Annotated in this window: 4 protein-coding genes; 2 read left to right on the top strand and 2 right to left on the bottom strand. The window is 73.1% G+C overall.

All coding sequences use genetic code 11. The annotated features are described in order from the left end of the window. Together ACWGIU_RS34655 and ACWGIU_RS34650 are read right to left on the bottom strand one after the other, a co-directional pair. A partial coding sequence (locus ACWGIU_RS34655) for a DUF3515 domain-containing protein (protein ID WP_453712073.1) occupies window positions 1-509 on the bottom strand: 509 nt, incomplete at its 3' end. A gap of 23 nt (window positions 510-532) precedes the next feature. Beyond that, entirely contained in the window at window positions 533-766 is a 234-nt protein-coding gene (locus tag ACWGIU_RS34650) for an Lrp/AsnC family transcriptional regulator (RefSeq protein ID WP_030011290.1), read from the bottom strand. Between the two features lie 245 nt (window positions 767-1,011). Between ACWGIU_RS34650 and ACWGIU_RS34645 the strand changes: the two genes are divergently transcribed. Together ACWGIU_RS34645 and thiD are read left to right on the top strand one after the other, a co-directional pair. Continuing rightward, window positions 1,012-1,995, top strand: a complete 984-nt coding sequence (locus ACWGIU_RS34645) for a thiamine-phosphate kinase (protein WP_453712072.1) — start codon at window positions 1,012-1,014, stop codon at window positions 1,993-1,995. Beyond that, the gene (thiD, locus tag ACWGIU_RS34640; RefSeq protein ID WP_453712071.1) at window positions 1,992-2,792 is read left to right on the top strand and encodes a bifunctional hydroxymethylpyrimidine kinase/phosphomethylpyrimidine kinase; all 801 of its coding nucleotides are present in this window, start codon (window positions 1,992-1,994) and stop codon (window positions 2,790-2,792) included. The genes ACWGIU_RS34645 and thiD overlap by 4 nt, the downstream gene beginning before the upstream one ends. Window positions 2,793-2,828 lie beyond the last annotated feature (36 nt).

Here is a 2,828-nt window from a genome sequence, read left to right as displayed (position 1 = left end):
CAGTAGGAGGAGATGCCCTCGGGCACGGTCGCGGCGATCGCCGCGGACAGGCCGACCAGCATCCCCGCATCCGTGGCATGCTCCTTGTCGACCTGGACCTCGGTATAGGCCTTCCGGAGCCCGGTGGTGAACCGGAACCCCCCGCCGGAACCGTCGTCGAGCTTTTCCAGCAGCCAGGCCACCCCGTTCACGTGGATGCCGTCCTGCTTCGGATCGAGCATCTTGGGGGGTTTGGGGATACCGCACCGCAGTACGATCGCCGAACCGCCCCACGCGGCGGTCAGATCGGACTCCGGTTCGGTTCTGGTCCGCGCCAGGCCGGCCACCGTCTCCGGGAGCTCCTTGTGCAGTGCCGCACAGAGCTCCGCGACGACGGCGGGCGGCGTGGGCGGAGGGTCCAACCGGGCTTCGGATCCGCTCGGGGAGCACGCAGCGGCGGCCAGGACGGCCATCGAGGCGGGCAGGGCGGACAGGACGCGGACACGCAGGGGCCGGTGGTGGAGGGACATCACCGGCCAAGAGTAGACGGGGGCTACAGATGGACCACCGGGCAGGTCAAGGTGCGGGTGATCCCCTCCACCTGCTGGACCTTGGCGACGACCATACGGCCGAGGTCGTCGACGGTGTCGGCCTGGGCGCGCACGATCACGTCGTACGGGCCCGTCACGTCCTCGGCCTGGATCACCCCCGGGATCTGGCCGATGGACTCGGCGACGAACGACGCCTTGCCCACTTCGGTCTGGATAAGGATGTACGCCTGTACCACGGAACCTCCAGGGCGGCCACGAGGATCATTTCCCCTAACCTTCGGGTGGGCCCCACACGATTGAACGGGCCGGGGGAAGAAGGGACGCCACGGTACCGCGTCGCCGTGCGCCGCGGGGAGACCCGCGGGCCCGGCGCCACGCACAGCGGGGCGTACGGAGAGCAGAAGTTGACGTATCTGTTGACGGTACCCAGAGCTGTGACGGCTCGCGACCGCAAGCGGACTGGGCAAGAAGGGGCACAGCGATGAAGGGCACTGTCGGCGAGCTGGGGGAGTTCGGGCTGATCAGGGAGCTCACCTCACGGCTCACCACCACCCCGGCGGTCCGGCTCGGACCGGGCGACGACGCCGCGGTGGTGTCCGCCCCCGACCGGCGGGTCGTGGCGAGCACCGACATCCTGCTGGAGGGCCGGCACTTCCGGCGCGACTGGTCCACGGCCTACGACGTCGGCCGCAAGGCCGCCGCGCAGAACCTCGCCGACATCGCCGCCATGGGCGCGGTGCCGACCGCGCTGCTGCTCGGCCTCGTCGTCCCCGCCGAACTCCCGGTCACCTGGCCCACCGAGCTGATGGACGGGATCCGCGACGAGTGCCAGGTCGCCGGCGCGGCCGTGGTCGGCGGGGACGTCGTCCGGGGGGACGTCATCACCGTCGCCATCACCGCCCTCGGCGACCTGCGCAACCACGAGCCCGTCCTGCGCTCCGGCGCCCAGCCCGGCGACGTCGTCGCCGTCACCGGCTGGCTCGGCTGGTCCGCGGCCGGCTTCGCCGTGCTCTCGCGCGGCTTCCGCTCCCCGCGGGCCTTCGTCGAGGCGCACCGGCGCCCCGAACCGCCGTACCACGCGGGCCCCGCGGCCGCCGGACTCGGCGCCACCGCCATGACCGACGTCAGCGACGGCCTGATCGCCGACCTCGGGCACATCGCCGACGCCAGCAAGGTACGGATCGACCTGCGCTCGGCGGCGGTCGACATCCCGACCCAGATGCACGACATCGGACAGGCCGTCGGCGTGGACCCGCTGCAGTGGGTGCTCACCGGGGGAGAGGACCACGCGATCGTGGCGACCTTCCCGCCCGACGTGAAGCTCCCCGCCCGCTGGAAGGTCATCGGCGAGGTGCTCAACCGCTCCGCACTGCCCCAGGTGACCGTCGACGGCGCGCCCTGGACCAGCACCGGCGGCTGGGACCACTTCGGGGCCGACCCGGCCCCCCAGGACGGCGCCCAGTGAACACCGCCCCGCCGCTGTGCCTGACCGTCGCCGGATCCGACTCCGGCGGCGGCGCGGGCATCCAGGCCGACCTCAAGACCATGCTGGCGCTCGGGGTGCACGGCATGAGCGTGGTGACCGCCGTGACGGCGCAGAACTCGCTCGGGGTACGGGGGGTCTGGGAGCTGCCCGCCGAGGCCGTGACGGCTCAGTACCGGGCCGTCGTGGACGACATCGGCGTCCAGGCCGTGAAGACCGGGATGCTCTCCTCCGCCGCCCTCGTCGAGACGGTGGCCGCGCTGCTGGCGGACACCGGGGCCCCGGCCGTCGTGGACCCCGTCGGGGTCTCCAAGCACGGGGACGCGCTGCTCGCCGCCACGGCGCTGGACGCGGTACGCAAGGAACTGCTGCCGCGGGCCACCGTGGCCACCCCCAACCTGGACGAGGTGGCCCAGCTCACGGGTGTGGTGGTGGAGAGCGAGGACGACATGCGGCGGGCCGCCGACGCGATCCTCGGCCACGGGCCGCGGTGGGCGCTGATCAAGGGCGGACATCTCGCGGCGCACGGCCACGAGGCGGTGGACCTGCTCACCGACGGCGCCGAGGAACGGTGGCTGCGCGCCCCCCGGTACGCCAACCGGCACACCCACGGCACCGGCTGCACCCTCGCCGCCGCGATCGCGGCAGGCCTGGCGAAGGGCCTGTCCGTCCCGCAGGCCGTCACCGCCGCCAAGGAGTACGTCACGGGCGCTATCGCCGCCGGCTTCGCGCTCGGCGGGGGCGTCGGCCCGGTGGATCACGCCTGGCAGTGGCGCTGACCCCGCTGCGACAGCTCGGCCGGGCCGTCGGCCGGG

This window comes from Streptomyces sp. NPDC054840 (genome assembly GCF_053611065.1).
The sequence above is the reverse complement of the archived record's forward strand: the minus strand, read 5'-3'. Positions and strand labels throughout refer to the sequence as shown.